This is a genomic window from Bradyrhizobium sp. USDA 4353 (assembly GCF_054063215.1).
Genome location: NZ_JBSSGB010000001.1, coordinates 765,996 through 781,953 on the forward strand (window position 1 = coordinate 765,996; position 15,958 = coordinate 781,953).

Sequence of the window (15,958 nt, forward strand, 5' to 3'; positions counted from 1 at the left end):
TCAACCTTGATGACCGCGTCTGGATGGGACACACCATTTTGGTGGCCCCGAAATTCGCGCCTCTGATAGCCGCAACCGACCCGAGATGACAAACGATAAGCCAGAGACGTCCCCCGCCCGCCCCGCCTCGCGCGGCCGAACCGTGCTGATCGCCGTCGCCGTAGCGGCGGTTGCCGTGGCCGGCATCGCGGCGGCCTCGTTCGGGGGGCTCTTGAAGGGCAAGCCGGCCGGCGACCAGGCCTGCCAGGCGGCGGTCGACACCGCCGCACGGCTGGCGCCGCTGATCAAGGGCGAGGTGGCGGCGCTGACCCCCGCCAAGGCGCCGCTGCGGCTGCCGGACCTCGCGTTCGAGGACGCCGCGGGCAAGCCGGCAAAACTGTCGGATTTCCGCGGCAAGACGGTGCTCTTGAACCTCTGGGCGACCTGGTGCGTGCCCTGCCGCAAGGAGATGCCGGCGCTGGACGGCCTGCAGGCCAAGCTCGGCAGCGACGCCTTCCAGGTGGTCGCGGTCAACATCGATACCCGCGACCCGGAGAAGCCGAAGGCGTTCCTGAGCGATGCCAAGCTGACGCAGCTCGCCTATTTCAGCGACGCGAAGGCAAAAGTGTTCCAGGATCTGAAGGCGGTCGGCCGCGCGCTGGGCATGCCGACCTCGGTGCTGGTCGACGGCAATGGCTGCGAGATCGCCACCATCGCCGGCCCCGCCGAATGGGACAGCGCCGACGCGCTCAAGCTGATCCAGGCAGCGTCGTCGAAGGCCGCCGCAGGGTTCTGACACTCGGCAACGCCACCCCGGCCAGACGCTCCGTCCACTCTCCCCACCGGGGAGAGGTCGATCGCGCAGCGATCGGGTGAGGGGGTCTATCCTCGCGCACGCTCTGCACCGAAAGCCCTCACCCGGATTGCATCTGACGATGCAATCCGACCTCTCCCGTCGGGAGAGGTGGTGCCTTCGCCGATGCCACCGAGGTGAATAAAACGTCGAGCGCCCGTCGCGCTCAGGCGGCGATATTCAGGTTGCCGCCGACGCCGGGGCCGACATTGGCGAGCGACAGCGTCTGCTGGGCGCCGCCGAGCAGGGTCAGGACGGCGTCCTTCTGCGCGTTCAAATTCTGCTTCAACACCGACATCGCGACCTGCTGCTGGGTCGCACTCGCCTGCTGCGCCATGACCGCAGCCACCAAGCTCATATCCATACGCACATACCTCGTCTGAGCTGAACGGTAGCCGATCAGCCTTAACGAAGCGTATGGATCGTATCAGATTGTTTCAGCGGGTCGGCACCGGCTTGGGGCCGCGATAGTCGTAGAAGCCGCGCTGCGTCTTGCGGCCGAGCCAGCCGGCCTCGACATATTTCACCAGCAGCGGGCACGGCCGGTACTTGGAATCGGCCAAGCCCTCATGCAGCACCTGCATGATCGACAGACAGGTATCGAGGCCGATGAAATCGGCGAGCTCGAGCGGGCCCATGGGATGATGCGCGCCGAGCTTCATCGCCGCATCGATCGCCTCGACATTCCCCACGCCTTCATACAGCGTGTAGATCGCCTCGTTGATCATCGGCAGCAGGACGCGGTTGACGATGAAGGCCGGGAAATCCTCGGAGACGGCGACCTGCTTGCCGAGCCGCCCGACGAACTCCTTGGCCGCCTCGAAGGTGGCATCGTCGGTGGCGATGCCGCGGATCAGCTCCACCAGCTCCATCAGCGGAACCGGGTTCATGAAATGGATGCCGATGAAGCGCTCGGGGCGATCAGTGCAGGCGGCGAGCCGCGTGATCGAGATCGACGAGGTGTTGGAGGCGATGATCGCCTCCGGCTTCAGGACGGCGCAAAGGTCGTGGAAGATCTTGCGCTTGACGTCCTCCTTCTCGATCGCGGTCTCGATCACAAGATCGCAATCGGCGAGGCCGTCAAGGGTGTCCGTCAGCGAGATATGCTTGAGCGCCTCGCCGCGGGCGTCCTCGGTGATGACCTTCTTCGCCACTTGGCGGGTCAGGTTGCCATTGATGGTGGCCATGCCCGACTTCAAGCGATCGGACGTGACGTCGTTGAGCACCACGTCGAGACCGGCCAGCGCCGCGACATGCGCGATGCCGTTGCCCATCTGTCCTGCGCCGATCACACCGAGCTTGTTGATCTGAGCCATGTTGTCATCCACCGGGACGGCGCACTGCAGATGCCCGTCCAACCCCTTGAAGAAGGAACACCGGCCGCCAAGGTCCCATGCGGCCGGTGTTCACACCGTTACTTGCCGAGCGCGTCCGTCAGCTCGGGCACCGCTTGGTAAAGATCCGCTACCAGGCCGTAATCGGCGACCTGGAAGATCGGCGCGTCCTCGTCCTTGTTGATCGCGACGATCACCTTGGAGTCCTTCATGCCGGCCAGATGCTGAATGGCGCCTGAAATGCCGACGGCCACGTAAAGTTCCGGTGCGACGACCTTGCCGGTCTGGCCGACCTGCCAGTCGTTCGGCGCGTAGCCGGCATCGACCGCGGCGCGCGAGGCGCCGACGCCGGCGCCGAGCTTGTCCGCCAGCGGCTCGATGTACTTGGCGAAGTTCTCGCGGCTCTGCATCGCGCGGCCGCCGGAGACGATGATCTTGGCCGAGGTCAGCTCGGGACGATCGCTCTTGGCGACCTCCTCGCCGACGAAGCTCGACAGCGCGGGATCACCGGCCGCAGCAACGCTCTCCACCGACGCGCTGCCGCCCTCGCCCGCGGCTGCGAACGTAGAAGTGCGGACGGTGATGACCTTCTTGGCGTCCTTGGACTTCACGGTCTGGATCGCGTTGCCGGCGTAGATCGGCCGCTCGAACGTGTCGGGCGCGACGACCTTGATGATCTCCGACACCTGCATCACGTCGAGCAGGGCGGCGATGCGCGGCATCACGTTCTTGAATCGCGACGTCGCGGGCGCGACCACCGCGTCGTAGTTCGCGGCGAGCTTGACGACGAGATCGGCGAGCGGCTCAGCGAGATCATGCGCGTAGGCCGCATCATCGGCCAGCAGCACCTTCTTCACGCCGGCGAGCTTGGCGGCGGCTTCCGCCGCGCCCTTGGCACCCTGGCCAGCGACCAGCACGTCGACATCGGCGCCGAGCGCGGCAGCCGCCGTCAGCGCCTTGTTGGTCGCGTCCTTGATCCCGGCATTGTCGTGTTCAGCAATCAGCAGCGTGGCCATCAGAGCACCCCCGCCTCGGTTTTGAGTTTGGAAACGAGCTCGGCGACGTCCTTCACCTTGACGCCGGCCTTGCGGCCCGCCGGCTCGGCGGTCTTGATCACCTCGAGCCGCGGCGTGAGATCGACGCCGGTGTCGGCGGCGGTCTTCTCGGCGATCGGCTTCTTCTTCGCCTTCATGATGTTCGGCAGCGACGCGTAGCGCGGCTCGTTGAGGCGAAGATCGGTGGTGACGATCGCCGGTCCCTTCAGCTTCACGGTCTGCAGGCCGCCATCGACCTCGCGGGTGACCTTGAAGTCGGAGCCTTCGACCTCGAGCTTGGAGGCGAAGGTCGCCTGCGCCCAGCCGAGCAGCGCGGCCAGCATCTGGCCGGTCTGGTTGCTATCGTCGTCGATCGCCTGCTTGCCGAGGATGATGAGTCCGGGCTGCTCTTCCTGCGCCACGGTCTTGAGGATCTTGGCGACCGCGAGCGGTTCCACATTGCCTTCGGCCTTGACCAGGATGCCGCGATCCGCGCCCATCGCGAGCGCGGTGCGGATCGTCTCGGACGCCTGCGCGGGCCCGATCGACACCACGACAACCTCGGTCGCCTTGCCCGCTTCCTTCAGCCGCAGCGCTTCCTCGACGGCGATCTCGTCGAATGGATTCATCGACATCTTGACGTTGGCGAGCTCAACGCCCGATCCGTCGCTCTTGACGCGGACCTTGACGTTGTAGTCGACCACCCGCTTGACCGGCACCAGAACCTTCATCGATCCTCTTTCGCTCTATATCTTCCGGGGTTGATCTTTCGGGCGCGGAACCTAAAGCGCCCGTACCCCCCGGTCAACGCGCGAGGGGCGAAAAAACGCCACCCCGCACGCCCCCGGGTTAACGGTTTTGCCCCGGCACCCACAACACGTCGCCGGCACCGTTCCGGTTTGCAGCGCGGCTGGCCACGAACAGGAAATCCGACAGCCGGTTCATGTAACGAATGGCAGCCTCGCTGACCGGCTCGTCCGGACGGGAAGCGAGTTCCGCCATGATCCGTTCCGCCCTGCGGCAAATAGTACGGGCAACGTGGAGGTGCGCCGCCGCCGGGGTTCCCCCGGGGAGCACGAACGAAGTGAGCGGCGCGAGCTTCTCGTTCAACGTATCGATGTCGCGCTCCAGGCGATCGACCTGGCTCGCCACCACGCGCAGCCGCTCCGCCTTGCCCTCGCGCTGCGGCACGGCGAGATCGGCGCCGAGGTCGAACAGATCGTTCTGGATCAGCCCGAGCATCGCATCGATGTCGGGCGCGTCGGCCAGATGCAGCCGGACCACGCCGATCGCGGCGTTGGTCTCATCGACGGTTCCGTAGGCGGAGACGCGCAGATCGAATTTCGGCCGCCGCTCGCCATTGCCGAGCGCCGTCGTACCGTCGTCACCGGTCCGCGTGTAGATGCGATTCAGAACCACCATGGTGAAATCTCAATATCCTTGTCTCGACGTCAGGGCCCGATCTCAGCGCCCCGTCTTAGCGCCCCATGGCCCAGATCGTCGCCATGGCAATGACGATCGCCACGAACTGCAGGATCACCCGCCAGCGCATCAGCTTCTGCGACAGGTTCGGCGAGCCGCCGCGCGTCATGTTGACGAGGCCGAGAAACAGCACCAGGGCGACCGCGCCGACCGCGATCGGAAGGATGAATTTACCGAGAAGTGAAGCCATTGGTGTTAGATAACACCGCGAACGCAGGAGCGCCATGCCGGATCGGGGCATCCGCCCCTGCAACCGCTGGCTTTTGGCACCGTATTATTGGATTGTATCAGGCCAATTCCGTTGCGGAGTGCAGGGACAAGTGAAGGCGCTTCGCACCATCTTCCACGTCGTCATGGATGCGTTCTACACCTTCCTCGCCGACGACGGCTGGGCGATCGCTAGCCATATCGCGCTGTCGACCCTGATGGCGCTGTTTCCGTTCCTGATCGTGCTGACCTCGCTGGCCGGCTTCCTCGGCTCCAAGGACCTTGCCGACCAGGCCGCCGGCCTGATCCTCGAGACCTGGCCGGCCCAGGTCGCGGACGCGCTGACCGGCGAGATCCACGACGTGCTGACCACGACCCGGACCGACGCGCTGACGATCGGCGCCGTGCTCGCGGTCTACTTCGCCTCGAACGGCGTTGAGGCGCTGCGGGTCGCGCTCAACCGCGCCTATGGCGTCATCGAGCAGCGCCGCTGGTACTGGCTGCGGCTGGAATCGATCGGCTACACCCTGGTCGCCGCCGTCACGGCGCTCGCGATGTCGTTCCTGATCGTGCTCGGCCCGCTGATGCTGGCGACGGCCCGGCGCTATCTGCCGCTGGCGGTCGAGGCCAATGAGCGCTTCGTCAACCTGTCGCGCTACGGCATCACCATCAGCGCACTCATCGTCGCGCTGTTCATCCTGCATGCCTGGCTGCCGGCGGGGCGGCGCAGCTTCATGCAGATCATGCCCGGCATCGTCTTCACCTTCGTGGCCTCGCTGGTGTCGGGCATCGTGTTCGGCCAGTATCTGGCGCGCTTCGCCAACAACTACGTCACGATGTATGCAGGGCTCGCCTCGGTGATCATCGCGCTGGTGTTCCTGTATTTCATCGCCGCGATCTTCGTCTATGGCGGCGAACTCAACGCATCGATCATCAAGTCGCGGCTGCCGCGCGGTGTGTCGCTGCAAGAAGCGCAGTCGCTAGAGCCCGCGGCGAAACGGGCTTGAGCAGGAACGCATCGGCGCCTGCGGCGCGCGAGGCCGCCTCGTCCTCGCCACGCCCGGACACGCCGATGATCGGGATGTCGCCATGCGGGGCACCGAGGGCGCGGATCTGCGCGATCGCCTCGACGCCGGTGATGCCCGGCAGCACCATGTCCATCAGCACGGCGTCGTAATGGCCTGTGGCGACCCGCTCCGGCGCGGCCTCGCCGCGGCCGATGAACTCGGCCTGGTGGCCAAGCTCGTTGAGGATGGTGTTGAGCACCACGCGGCCGAACGGGTTGTCTTCCACGCCGAGGATGCGCAGCGGCCGCGTCGGTGCGAGCGTCACCCCGTCCTCACCACCGCCTACGGTCGCGAGCGGCGCGGCCGCGATCATCAAGGTGACGGTCAGCGTGAAGGTCGTCCCGCCGCCCTCATGCGGCGTGACCGCGACGTCGCCGCCCATCGCGCGCGCAAGCTGCCGGACCGAGGACAGGCCGAGGCCGGCGCCGCCGAACCGTGAGGCGATCGAGACATTGGCCTGGCTGAACGGGCGGAACAGCCGCTTGATCTCCTGAAGCGTCAGGCCGATGCCGGAATCCGAGACGCGGAAGGCCACCGCGACCCTGCCTTTGGCCGTCCCCTTCACCCCCTTGCCGCCGCGACCAGCCTTCCCGGCCAGGGCGATCTCCAGCCCGACGCCGCCCTGCTCGGTGAACTTCACCGCATTGTCGATCAGGTTTTCGAGCGCCGCGCGCAGCCGAACGGGGTCGCCGATCACGAGTCCCGGCAGCGCATCGGAGACCACGACCCGTGCCTCCAGCCCCTTCGCAGCGGCCCGGCCGGACAATGAGTCGCCCGCCGCGCGCGCCAGCACGCGCAGGTCGAACAGATCCTCGCGCAGGATCGCGCCGGTGGTCTCGTCCTTGGCGGCATCGACGAACAGCGTCGCCAGGCTCGACAGATGCTCTGCCCCGGCCTTGATCGTATCGACCCAGCGTCGCTCGCGCTCGCCGAGCTCGGAGGTGGCGAGCAGGTCGCTGATGGCCAGAATGCCGGTCAGGGGCGTGCGCACCTCATGCGCGAACACCGCCAGCGCCGCCTCGACCACGCCTGGCCCCGGCGCGGCTGCGCCACTCCTGGGCACGGGATTTGCCGCGACCGCCTTCGTCGCTGGCGGCTTGGCTGTCCGCCGTCGCGCCCCAGCCGGTGCCGTGACCTGAGGAACATGCTTCTGCAGCGGCCGCGCCTTCGCGCGCTCCTTCGTCCGCTGCCTCGTCTGCTCCTTGGCGGGCGCAGCCTGCGCCGCCGGCGTCTTCGGCTTTCCTGCTTTCGACGATGGCGTCCTGGCAGCGGCCGTCTTGCCTCCGCGCGCCTTGGCCGCGGTGGATGGCCGCGGCGCAGCCGGCTTGTCCGGGCGGGCCCGGCGCCCCGTACTCATCTTCCGAACGCGCTTCATCATGGCCCCTGTGACATGAACTCCGACAAACGAAGGGGCACTGCTACTGTCATGTCTCGTCGTGCCGCTTTCGATTGAAGCTCCCGATATCCCGCGCCATTGAGCAGCATGGCACGGTCGTTTCCGGGTGTCACGATGCCCCGGAGGTTGTCCCCGCCGGAAACATTCGCAGACGCCGGGACTTGCGACAGGAGGCGGCTAGACCAAGCCGATCCTGTGTCGGATTTCCGCCGGCGAGACGCCTTCCGCGCGCAATATGCGCAAACCCGTCGCCTGGGTGGACTTGGACAGCTTATGGCCCTGCGCGTCGCGAATCAGTTGGTGGTGCCGATAGGCCGGCGCCGGCAGGCCGAGCAGGACCTGCAACAGCCGGTGCACGCTGGTGGCATGAAACAGGTCCTGGCCGCGCACCACCTCGGTCACACCCTGGAGCGCGTCATCCACGACCACGGACACATGGTAGCTGGTGGGCGTTTCCTTGCGCGCCAGGATGACGTCGCCCCAGGCCTCCGGCCTCGCTTCCACCGTGCCCGTCTCGCCATCAGGTCCGCTGCCGGCCTCATCCCAGCTCAGCCGGCCGGCGCGCGCGACCGCCGCGGCCATGTCCAGCCGCAACGCATAGGGCGCCCCGCCCGCCATCAGCTCTGCACGCTGCGCTTCAGAGAGCATTCTGGCGTGTCCCGGATAGAGCGGCGCCCCATCGGGATCGCGCGGCCAGCCGCCGTCGCCGTCCCGTTGCGCCACCAGCCGCGCGATCTCGGCCCGGCTCTCGAAGCTCGGATAGACCAGTTCCATCGCCTGCAACCGCGCCAGCGCGGCGCCATACTCGGCAACATGCTGCGATTGCCGCCGCACCGGCTGCTCCCAGGCGATGCCGAGCCAGTCGAGATCCTCGCAGATCGCCTGCTCATAGTCAGGGCGGCAGCGCGTCGGGTCGATGTCCTCGATGCGCAGCAGGAGCCGGCCACCGGTCTCTTGCGCACGTCGGAAGTTCAGCAGCGCGGAATAGGCGTGGCCGAGATGGAGGTAGCCGTTGGGGCTCGGGGCAAATCGGAAAACGGGTGGCATGGCATATCGTCCTTGCAGGACTTGAGCTCGCGTGATCCGACACTCATGCTCCTTCGCGGGCACCTTCGATCCGAGATGGATGCGCGGGTCAAGCCCACGCATGACGATGCAGGAAGCCTTCGTACGATGACCCTCCATCTCGACAGCCAGGCCGTTCTCGAGGGTGCGATCCGCGACCTCGTCAAGCAGGATCCGCGGCTTGCGCCGATCCTGGAGGTCACCGGCATGCCGGCGCTGCGGCGGCGCGAGCCCGGCTTTGCGGGGATCGCCCACATCGTCTGCGGCCAGCAGCTCTCCACGGCCAGCGCTGCGGCGATCTGGGGCCGGCTGCAGGCGGCGTTCGATCCGTTCGAGGCCGAGGCGATCCGCCGCGCCCGCGCCGACCGGCTGGGGCGCCTCGGGCTCTCCGCGGCCAAGATCAAGACGCTGAAGCACATCGCGCGCGAGCTCGGTGCCGGGCGGCTGAGCCTCGACGTGCTCGCCAATGAGGACGCCGATGCAGCACACGCCACCTTGACCGCCCTGCCCGGCATCGGGCCGTGGACGGCCGACGTCTATCTGCTGTTTTGTCTCGGCCATGGCGACGCCTGGCCGGCGGGCGATCTCGCCGTGCAGGAGGCGGTGAAGGTCGGGCTCGGCCTCAGCGCGCGACCGACCGCCAAGCAGATGATGCCGCTGGCCGAAGCCTGGCGGCCGCTGCGCGGCGCCGCGGCGCATCTGTGGTGGAGCTATTATCGCGTGATCAAGAGCCGCGAGGGCGTCATCGCTTCGGCGAACTAACAACATCCGCGAACGCCGTTTGAAACAAAGTTGGGGTTGCAAAACGGTCATCGATGCCGGCCAGGATCGCATGTAAGACATCCACCAACACCCGAGGTCATCACCATGCCATCGACCGACTTCATCGTTGCACGCAACGACCTCAAGACGTGCCGGACGATCGTCACCGAGCTGCCCGAGGGCGATGCGCTTCCCGCAGATGCGCTGCTGGTCAAGGTCGACCGCTTCGCCTTCACCGCCAACAACATCACCTATGCGCTGCTCGGCGAGCCGCTGAAATATTGGCAGCTGTTTCCTGCCCCCGCCGGCTTCGGCATCATTCCGGTCTGGGGCTTCGGCGACGTGATCGCCTCGCGCAATCCAGCAATTGCAGAAGGCGAGCGCCTGTTCGGCTACTTTCCGATGGCGACGCATCTCCTCATCGAAGCGGCCGATGTCAGCAAGCGCAGCCTGCGCGATGCCGCCGCGCACCGCCAGGGCGTGGCCCCGGTCTACAACGCCTATGCGCGGATCGGGGACGATCCCGCCTTCAGCGGCCGACAAGGCGACTACCAGGCGCTGCTGCGTCCGCTGTTCATGCTGTCGTTCCTGGTCGACGACGCTCTCGCCGAGCAGGCGCATTTCGGCGCGTCGATGGTGATCCTGTCGTCGGCCTCGAGCAAGACCGCGTTCGGGCTTGCGCACCTGCTGCAGACGCAACGCCGGGGCATTCGCGTCGTCGGCCTGACCTCGCCGGCGAACACGGCGTTCGTCCGTTCGCTCGGCTGCTACGACGAGGTCGTGACCTATGATGCTGTGGACAGCCTCGATGCCGCCGCTCGCGTGGCGTTCGTCGACATGGCCGGCAACGCGCGCCTGCGCACCGCGCTGCATCGGCATTTCGGCGATCATCTGGTCTATTCCGGCCGCGTCGGCCTGACCCATCAGGACGGCAGCGACGATGCCGAACCCCTGCCCGGCGCGAGGCCCACCTGGTTCTTCGCGCCCGACCAGATCAGGAAGCGCGCCAAGGAGTGGGGACCGGGCGGCATCGAGACGCGGCTCGGCGCGGCGTGGCGCGACTTCGCCCCGCGCCTCGACGGCCGGCTGACCATAACGGAGGGACGCGGGCCGGAGGCCGTGCAGCGGGTCTATCTCGATACCTTGCAGGGGCGCATCCCGCCGCATGAGGCGCACATGCTGTCGATGGCGAGCTGAGCGGGTTTCCGCCGGCGGCCGAACCCGTGTAGCGTTGCGCACACGCAGCTTGCATGGGGAACAAAGGCGATGCCTCATCTCGGGACCGGCGACCACACCTATCGCGTCGTCAAGCACTGGGCGAAGCTGCCGGACGGCTGGGCTCTGACCGACGTCGCCGCGGTCGCCGTCGACAGCAAGGATCGCGTCTACGCGTTCAATCGCGGCGCCCATCCGATGATCGTGTTCGATCGCGACGGCAATTTTCTGCGCAGTTGGGGCGAAGGCCTGTTCAGCCGCGCGCATGGTCTGTCGATCGATGCGGACGATAATCTCTACTGCACCGATGACGGCGACCACACCGTGCGCAAGTGCACCGTCGACGGCAAGGTGCTGCTGACGATCGGCCTGCCGGAGCGGCCCACGCCGTTCATGAGCGGCGAGCCGTTCAACCGCTGCACCCATACCGCGCTGTCGCCGTCCGGCGAGATCTACGTCTCCGACGGCTATGGCAATGCGCGGGTTCACAAATACACGCCCGAGGGTAAGCTGATCAGGAGCTGGGGCGAGCCGGGATCCGATCCCGGGCAGTTCAACATCGTTCACAACATTGCGACCGATGCCGACGGCTTCGTCTACGTCGCCGATCGTGAGAACCACCGCATCCAGATCTTCGATTCCGACGGCCGCTACGAGACGCAGTGGAACAACCTGCACCGGCCCTGCGCGCTGTGCGCCTGCGGGGCCAAGCGCAAGACCTTCATCATCGGCGAGCTCGGCCCGGGCCTGCCGGTCAATCTTAACGTTCCCAATCTCGGGCCGCGGCTGACGATCACCGACTCCACCGGCAAGCGGCTGGCGCGGCTCGGCGGCGAGCACGGTCCGGGCCTGCAAACAGGGCGTTTTCTCGCGCCGCATGGGCTCGCGATCGACAGCCGCGGCGACATCTATGTCGGCGAGGTCGGCGTCACCAATTGGAGCACGAGCTTTCCCGGCCAGCCGATGCCGGCCGAGGTCAACATCCACCGCTGCTTGCAGAAGCTGGAACGGGTGCCGGCCTGAGGTCCCTTCTGCAACTGAGTTGCACTGCGGCGGAGCGCTGCAACGCCATGCTTTCGACGCGCTTTGGACCGACCTTCGAAAGGCGGGAGAAGTGATGTCAAGCCATTCTTGGGGCTTCACAATCCCGTCACGCTGCATGTAGTATGTGAGGGCATGCTGCTTCGCAGCCGTTATGGAGGCCAGGAGCGTTACTTGAACGCACATGTCTCGCAAGGCGGTTGGCCGGTGTTGGTGCTGAACGCGGACTTCCGGCCGCTGAGTTACTACCCGCTGTCTCTCTGGTCGTGGCAAGACGCGATCAAGGCGGTGTTCCTCGATCGCGTCAATATTGTCGAGTACTACGACAGGGCGATCCGAAGTCCATCGTTCGAGATCCAGCTCCCCAGCGTGGTGTCGCTGAAATCCTTCGTGAAGCCGTCGACGCATCCGGCCTTCACCCGCTTCAACGTCTTCCTCCGCGACCGCTTCGCCTGCCAGTACTGCCACTCCGGCGACGACCTGACCTTCGACCACGTCATCCCCCGCAGCAAGGGTGGCCAGACCACCTGGGAAAACGTCGTCGCCGCCTGCTCGCCCTGCAATCTGAAGAAGGGCAATCTGACGCCGCAGCAGGCCAAGATGTTCCCCAAGCAGGCGCCCTACGCGCCCACCGTCCACCAGCTCCATCGCAACGGTCGGCTGTTCCCGCCGAACTACCTGCACGACAGCTGGCTGGACTATCTCTATTGGGACACCGAGCTGGATCCGTAGCGGATTGCACGGTCCCGCTCGTTCGATGGCGTCTTGGCCACCATGCTGATCGTCTGTCGCCCGCCGACCGGCGGGATCCGGGCCGTCAACCATAAGCGGTATTATCCGGCGGATTAACCCGGTCTTAGGCCCCTGTTCAGCATGCTCACGCGGAAGGGCCGCCGACAAGGCTGGCCCGTTCCCACCATCGATCGACAGGGCCATCCGCTTCGCATGCAGACCGCTTCCACCGACACCAAGGCGGCGGCGCTCGCGAAGGCCCAGGCGGCGAGCTCGCTGCAGAACATCGCGCTCACGCTGTTCGCCAACGTCGCCATCGCAATCTCGCTCGCGCTGCTGATCTATCTGCGGGAGGGCAGCACGCCGATCCTGTGGTGGCTTGCCGCGGCGGTGGCCTTTGCCGTGCTGCGGGCCGGGTGGGTCTCGCACCTGAAATCCTCGGGAAAGATCGAGCGCCATCCGCACCGCGTGCTGCGCGGCCTGACAATCATGGCGTTCGCCAGCGGATTGCTGTGGTCGGTGGTCCCGCTCGGCCTGCCGGCCTTCACGCAGGCCCACAACGTCAACGACGTCGTCTTCATCATGGCCGGCACGACGACCGGCGCGATCATCCAGAGTCTCGCTTATTCGCCGATGGCGATCGCCTTCGGCGCGCCGCTGATGGGCGCGACGGTGCTGCGCATGCTGCTGTCCGGCGGCGACGTCGGCTACATCGTCGCCGCCGACATCGCGTTCCTGACCGTGATGCTGTTCCGCGCGGCCCGGCTCGGCGAGCGCAATTTCATCGCCAGCCACAGCACGACCATTGCGGCAACGGAGCTGGCGGAATCGCTGGCCTCGGTCAATCATACGCTCGAGCGCCTGGTGCGGATGGATTCGCTGACCGGCCTCGCCAACCGCAGCCACTTCCGCACCGCCGCGGGCGCGGCCTGCGCCGCCGGCCATGGCGTGGCGTTCGTGCTGTTCGACGTCGACAACTTCAAGACCATCAACGACACCCGCGGCCACGATGCCGGCGACCGCGTGCTGCAGACGGTCGCGGCGCTGCTGCGGTCGGCGTGCGGCGAGGACGATCTGCCGGTGCGGCTCGGCGGCGACGAGTTCATCGTCGTGCTGCAAGGCAAGGACGTCGCCGCCCGGGCCGTGGCGCTGGGCGAGCGGCTGATGGCGGCGCTGCTGCGGCCGGTGCTGATTGCGGGCCAGCCCTTGAGCGTCAGCTGCTCGATCGGCATTGCCGCGCAGGCGGACGGCGCCATCGACATCGAGGAGCTCTCCGCCCGCGCCGACGCCGCGCTGTACCGTGCCAAGGACGACGGCCGCGCCTGCATGCGGGTGTTCGACGACCGGATGCAATCGGCGCTGACGATGCAGCGCCGGCTCGATGTCGAGCTGGCGACCGCGCTGGCGCGGCGCGAGCTGCATGTCGAATTCCAGCCGCAGGTCGCGATGGCGACCTGCGAGGTGATCGGCTTCGAGGCGCTGCTGCGCTGGAAGCATCCTTGCGCCGGAATGATCCCGCCGCCGGACATCGTCTCCGCCGCGATCCGGCTGCGGCTGTCCGGCCAGCTCACCGAGTTCGTCGGCGAGCGGGTCTGCGCGTTCCTGCGGGCGCTCGACCGCAAGAAGGCGCACGGCATCCGCGTCTCGATCAACGTCTCGCCGCGCGAGTTTCCGATCCACTCGCCGGCGCAGACGCTCAAGCTGGTCACCGAGCGCTATGGCGTCGATCCCAAGCGGATCGAGATCGAGGTGACCGAGGAGGCGATGTTCGATCCCAAGCGCTGCGCCGACGAGCTCAAGCTGATCGACGAGCACGGCTTCGCGCTCGCGATCGACGATTTCGGCGTCGGCCATTCCTCGATCGCCAATCTGATGGCGGTCGAGATCGACACCATCAAGATCGACCGCTCCTTCATCGACGGGATCGCCGGCAATCGCCGGGACCAGCAGCTCGTCGCCGCCATCACCGCGGTGGCGCTGCCGCTCGGCCATCGCATCATCGCCGAGGGAGTCGAGCGCGAGGAGGACGCGCAGTGCCTGCGCATGCTCGGCTGCTCCTATGGCCAGGGCTGGCTGTACGGCAAGCCGATGAAGGAGGACGACGCGATCGCCTGGCTGGTCCAGCACCGCAACGCGACCGCCGCCGTCGAGCCGCTGCCGCGCAGCGCGTGACTGCACCCCGTCATGGCGGCAGCACATGCGTAAGCTCCCGGCGCGAAGGCACCGGCCCATGCGGCGGCAATGACGAGGATCAGGCCGGGGATCAGCCGCAGCGCAAAGGATGAGCCGCCGCTGGTCCAGGCCACCACGATCTTGCTGATCGTGTTCGCCGACAACGCCGCCAGGATCGGCACCACCGCGTCAGCCGCGCCGATCTTGCCGGACGCCACCAGCGTTGCTGCGGCGACCGCCGGCGCGTGCGTATCGACGAGACCGGCGACCGCCGCGCTCACCACCAAGCCGGCTTCGCCGAACGCCTCGCGCAAGCCGGCTGACAGCACCAGCACCGCCGAGATCGTCAGCGCCAACAGCAAAGCGCCCGGCAGGCTGAAGGCGTGTCCGGGCGGCAGGTCCGCCGCGCCGCTCTGCCGCAGTCCGATGATCGTGAAGATCACTCCATAGATCACGGCGGCGCCGCCGGCGCACAGCAGCGGAATTAGCAATGATTGCAGCGCCGGCAGGCTCGTCGCCGCCAGCACCGCCGCGAGTTGCACGATGGTCGCGACGGTGGACAGCGTCGCGCCGGCGGCTGCGGCACCGCCGAGCTCCGGCGCCTTGCGCGCCCGCGCGCCCATCGCACCGATCGTCGCGGTGCTGGAGACGAAGCCCGAGGCGAAGCCGGAGACGGCAAGGCCGCCGCGCGCGCCGAGCAGCCGCATCGCGACATGTCCCGCGGCACCGATCGCCATCATCAGCACGACCAGCATCCAGATGCTGCGCGGATTGAGCGCACCGAACGGACCGACCGGCTGATCGGGCAGCAGCGGCAGCACCACGAGCGTCGCCGCGGCGAAGATCAGCCCGTCTTTGAGCTCGCTCTCGCTGAGCACCGAGCGGACGAAGCCGTGCAGCACCGGCCGCGCCGCCAGCAATACGGCCAGCACGACAGCGACGCCTGCGGCCAAGGCAGGCCGCTCGGTGGCGAGGCCGCCGAGCAGCACGGTCAGGATCAGCGCCGTCTCCGACGTCAATCCGGGATCGTCGCTGCGCGAGCGCAGATAGGCGATCGCGATCAGACCCATGATGCCGGCCGCGACGACCGTAAGCAGCAGCTTGCCGCCGGCGAGCATGCTGATCGCGCCCGCCAGCGAGGCCGCAGCGAAGGTGCGCAGGCCGGCTGGCGAGCGCCCCGGCCCCTCGCCCTTGCGGCGCTCGCGCTCCAGCCCGATCAGCAGGCCGATGCCGAGTGCGACGGCGATCGCGACGATCTCGGGGCTGCGGCTCATGATCTCCGGCATCGATTCGATCCTGCATCACAACGTTTCGCCAGCGCGGGGAATAGCGGGGCTCCTGATACATCCGCATCACGCTTTCTGGCGGGTTAGCGTGAGGGCGCGACGACGCGCTGATCCATATCAGCATATCCATGACGAGATCCTGCGCAGATATCTGGACACGCCTTCGCGCTCTCGCGGCCCAAGCGGCCCGAGCTGCGCTGATCGATCCCCCTCTTGAGACGAGAGGGTGCAGGGAAGACCGAGCCTCGACTGAGGCCCGTGGCCCCCGTGCGGAGAAAAGTGCACGGGGCAGGAACCACAGGATCAGCCGGCACGACCCGGCCTTCCCTGCGC

General features: G+C 67.2%; 16 protein-coding genes. 7 read left to right on the plus strand and 9 right to left on the minus strand.

All coding sequences use genetic code 11. The features are described 5' to 3' along the window. Positions 1–85: 85 nt before the first annotated feature. A complete protein-coding gene (gene tlpA / locus ACVILH_RS03465) occupies positions 86–775 on the plus strand; it encodes a thiol:disulfide interchange protein TlpA (RefSeq protein ID WP_456711630.1) in 690 nt (229 codons plus the stop codon). 223 nt (positions 776–998) lie between these two features. Here the strand turns inward: tlpA and ACVILH_RS03470 are convergent, their stop codons facing one another. From ACVILH_RS03470 to ACVILH_RS03495, 6 genes are all read right to left on the minus strand, one after another. Next, positions 999–1,196, minus strand: coding sequence for a putative motility protein (locus tag ACVILH_RS03470; RefSeq protein WP_456711631.1), 198 nt, complete (start codon positions 1,194–1,196; stop codon positions 999–1,001). Between the two features lie 73 nt (positions 1,197–1,269). Next, positions 1,270–2,148: a 3-hydroxybutyryl-CoA dehydrogenase gene (locus ACVILH_RS03475; protein ID WP_456711632.1), complete on the minus strand. Its 879-nt coding sequence runs from the start codon at positions 2,146–2,148 to the stop codon at positions 1,270–1,272. A gap of 98 nt (positions 2,149–2,246) precedes the next feature. After that, positions 2,247–3,182 carry an FAD-binding protein gene (locus ACVILH_RS03480; RefSeq protein WP_434917877.1) on the minus strand — a complete coding sequence of 312 codons (936 nt, stop codon included), beginning with the start codon at positions 3,180–3,182 and terminating at the stop codon, positions 2,247–2,249. Further along, complete coding sequence (locus tag ACVILH_RS03485) at positions 3,182–3,931, minus strand: electron transfer flavoprotein subunit beta/FixA family protein (RefSeq protein WP_456711633.1); 750 nt, start codon at positions 3,929–3,931, stop codon at positions 3,182–3,184. The genes ACVILH_RS03480 and ACVILH_RS03485 overlap by 1 nt, the downstream gene beginning before the upstream one ends. 118 nt (positions 3,932–4,049) lie before the next feature. Then, positions 4,050–4,622 (minus strand): cob(I)yrinic acid a,c-diamide adenosyltransferase, encoded by a 573-nt coding sequence (locus tag ACVILH_RS03490; protein WP_456711634.1) that lies wholly within the window; start codon positions 4,620–4,622, stop codon positions 4,050–4,052. 55 nt (positions 4,623–4,677) lie between these two features. Further along, positions 4,678–4,872 (minus strand): twin transmembrane helix small protein, encoded by a 195-nt coding sequence (locus tag ACVILH_RS03495; RefSeq protein WP_006610578.1) that lies wholly within the window; start codon positions 4,870–4,872, stop codon positions 4,678–4,680. A 130-nt stretch (positions 4,873–5,002) separates the two neighbouring features. Here ACVILH_RS03495 and ACVILH_RS03500 point away from each other — a divergent pair, with 130 nt between their 5' ends. After that, a complete protein-coding gene (locus ACVILH_RS03500) occupies positions 5,003–5,896 on the plus strand; it encodes a YihY/virulence factor BrkB family protein (protein WP_456711635.1) in 894 nt (297 codons plus the stop codon). Here the strand turns inward: ACVILH_RS03500 and ACVILH_RS03505 are convergent. Further along, a complete protein-coding gene (locus ACVILH_RS03505) occupies positions 5,823–6,968 on the minus strand; it encodes an ATP-binding protein (RefSeq protein ID WP_456716862.1) in 1,146 nt (381 codons plus the stop codon). The genes ACVILH_RS03500 and ACVILH_RS03505 overlap by 74 nt on opposite strands. A gap of 561 nt (positions 6,969–7,529) precedes the next feature. After that, positions 7,530–8,399, minus strand: a complete 870-nt coding sequence (gluQRS, locus tag ACVILH_RS03510) for a tRNA glutamyl-Q(34) synthetase GluQRS (protein WP_456711636.1) — start codon at positions 8,397–8,399, stop codon at positions 7,530–7,532. Positions 8,400–8,525: 126 nt separating this feature from the next. Between gluQRS and ACVILH_RS03515 the strand changes: the two genes are divergently transcribed. From ACVILH_RS03515 to ACVILH_RS03535, 5 genes are all read left to right on the plus strand, one after another. Further along, entirely contained in the window at positions 8,526–9,179 is a 654-nt protein-coding gene (locus ACVILH_RS03515; RefSeq protein WP_456711637.1) for a DNA-3-methyladenine glycosylase family protein, read from the plus strand. 105 nt (positions 9,180–9,284) lie between these two features. Further along, positions 9,285–10,376, plus strand: coding sequence for a DUF2855 family protein (locus ACVILH_RS03520; protein WP_456711638.1), 1,092 nt, complete (start codon positions 9,285–9,287; stop codon positions 10,374–10,376). Between the two features lie 69 nt (positions 10,377–10,445). Then, positions 10,446–11,417 carry a peptidyl-alpha-hydroxyglycine alpha-amidating lyase family protein gene (locus ACVILH_RS03525; RefSeq protein ID WP_456711639.1) on the plus strand — a complete coding sequence of 324 codons (972 nt, stop codon included), beginning with the start codon at positions 10,446–10,448 and terminating at the stop codon, positions 11,415–11,417. 192 nt (positions 11,418–11,609) lie between these two features. Continuing rightward, complete coding sequence (locus ACVILH_RS03530; RefSeq protein WP_006610584.1) at positions 11,610–12,167, plus strand: HNH endonuclease; 558 nt, start codon at positions 11,610–11,612, stop codon at positions 12,165–12,167. A 213-nt stretch (positions 12,168–12,380) separates the two neighbouring features. Beyond that, a complete protein-coding gene (locus tag ACVILH_RS03535) occupies positions 12,381–14,339 on the plus strand; it encodes a putative bifunctional diguanylate cyclase/phosphodiesterase (protein ID WP_456711640.1) in 1,959 nt (652 codons plus the stop codon). On the opposite strand, the gene ACVILH_RS03540 is transcribed toward ACVILH_RS03535, so the two are convergent. Further along, complete coding sequence (locus tag ACVILH_RS03540; protein WP_456711641.1) at positions 14,225–15,625, minus strand: MgtC/SapB family protein; 1,401 nt, start codon at positions 15,623–15,625, stop codon at positions 14,225–14,227. The genes ACVILH_RS03535 and ACVILH_RS03540 overlap by 115 nt on opposite strands. Between the last annotated feature and the right edge of the window lie 333 nt (positions 15,626–15,958).

Bases quoted from the DNA above. Each gene is read 5' to 3' on its own strand.
- ACVILH_RS03535 (WP_456711640.1), top strand. From the start codon at position 12,381: ATGCAGACCGCTTCCACCGACACCAAGGCGGCGGCGCTCGCGAAGGCC.
- ACVILH_RS03470 (WP_456711631.1), bottom strand. From the start codon at position 1,196: ATGGATATGAGCTTGGTGGCTGCGGTCATGGCGCAGCAGGCGAGTGCG.
- ACVILH_RS03540 (WP_456711641.1), bottom strand. From the start codon at position 15,625: ATGCCGGAGATCATGAGCCGCAGCCCCGAGATCGTCGCGATCGCCGTC.
- gluQRS (WP_456711636.1), bottom strand. From the start codon at position 8,399: ATGCCACCCGTTTTCCGATTTGCCCCGAGCCCCAACGGCTACCTCCAT.
- ACVILH_RS03490 (WP_456711634.1), bottom strand. From the start codon at position 4,622: ATGGTGGTTCTGAATCGCATCTACACGCGGACCGGTGACGACGGTACG.
- ACVILH_RS03475 (WP_456711632.1), bottom strand. From the start codon at position 2,148: ATGGCTCAGATCAACAAGCTCGGTGTGATCGGCGCAGGACAGATGGGC.
- tlpA (WP_456711630.1), top strand. From the start codon at position 86: ATGACAAACGATAAGCCAGAGACGTCCCCCGCCCGCCCCGCCTCGCGC.
- ACVILH_RS03485 (WP_456711633.1), bottom strand. From the start codon at position 3,931: ATGAAGGTTCTGGTGCCGGTCAAGCGGGTGGTCGACTACAACGTCAAG.
- ACVILH_RS03520 (WP_456711638.1), top strand. From the start codon at position 9,285: ATGCCATCGACCGACTTCATCGTTGCACGCAACGACCTCAAGACGTGC.
- ACVILH_RS03525 (WP_456711639.1), top strand. From the start codon at position 10,446: ATGCCTCATCTCGGGACCGGCGACCACACCTATCGCGTCGTCAAGCAC.
- ACVILH_RS03495 (WP_006610578.1), bottom strand. From the start codon at position 4,872: ATGGCTTCACTTCTCGGTAAATTCATCCTTCCGATCGCGGTCGGCGCG.
- ACVILH_RS03515 (WP_456711637.1), top strand. From the start codon at position 8,526: ATGACCCTCCATCTCGACAGCCAGGCCGTTCTCGAGGGTGCGATCCGC.
- ACVILH_RS03480 (WP_434917877.1), bottom strand. From the start codon at position 3,182: ATGGCCACGCTGCTGATTGCTGAACACGACAATGCCGGGATCAAGGAC.